This window comes from Streptococcus oralis, assembly GCF_001579175.1.
Taxonomy (GTDB): domain Bacteria; phylum Bacillota; class Bacilli; order Lactobacillales; family Streptococcaceae; genus Streptococcus; species Streptococcus oralis_O.
Genome location: NZ_KQ970767.1, coordinates 1 through 727 on the forward strand (window position 1 = coordinate 1; position 727 = coordinate 727).

Sequence of the window (727 nt, forward strand, 5' to 3'; positions counted from 1 at the left end):
CTGAAGAAACTGTGGAGTCGCCAGTTGAAGATGTTGTTTCTACAGCACCACAATCATTTCTTCCATTATTGGTTACAGCTCCCATTATCCCAACTAACATGGTTATCCCAACATTGATAATTAATAGGAGAGCCACAAAAGGAATGAGGATCTTCAGTTTAAATATTTTTTTCATGGATACCTCGCTTATTTACCATAATCCTAATATTGTTCGCAAAATTCCATAAAAAACTAAAAATACAATAAATCCTATTCCAATCTTCTTGAGACCGTTCAAAAACTCCTTATCTCGTTCTTTTTGTGCTTCCAGGCGTTTTGGATCAGATTCTCCCTCTGAAGCGAAATAATCTCTTTCTTGTTGCATGCGATATTTACGAATCAATACGTATTGATCAAATCTCTGCTTAGTCCTGGCAATCATTCCTAGTTTATTTTTGGCCATTCTGGTTTACCTTCCTTTCTTACTCAATACCGCCATAGCGCTCAACTTCAGGGGCTAACAGCTGTTGGTTAAAGACCAGATTTCCTACCCCTGCAATATTCATGAATAACTGTCCTTTCGCCAGACGAGGCAAAGTCTCTAGTTCAGACTGGTTCATTGATCCAGATAAGGCGTTAGCTAGTAGAGGAACACTGGTTTCGTCCGTCTGAGCAAAAACTCTATATTGCATCAGACCAAAAATCCTCTGGACTGCCGTTACGTACGGATCCTTATGAGTGCCAATCC

Annotated in this window: 1 protein-coding gene and 1 pseudogene; both read right to left on the reverse strand. The window is 39.6% G+C overall.

All coding sequences use genetic code 11. The features are described 5' to 3' along the window. Positions 1-190 precede the first annotated feature (190 nt). The gene (locus SORDD24_RS10550; protein ID WP_001107251.1) at positions 191-442 is read right to left on the reverse strand and encodes a hypothetical protein; all 252 of its coding nucleotides are present in this window, start codon (positions 440-442) and stop codon (positions 191-193) included. 19 nt (positions 443-461) lie between these two features. After that, positions 462-727, reverse strand: a pseudogene (locus tag SORDD24_RS10555) (virulence factor); the annotation flags it as partial.

Coding starts and splice junctions, on each gene's coding strand:
- SORDD24_RS10550 (WP_001107251.1), bottom strand. CDS start 442: ATGGCCAAAAATAAACTAGGAATGATTGCCAGGACTAAGCAGAGATTT.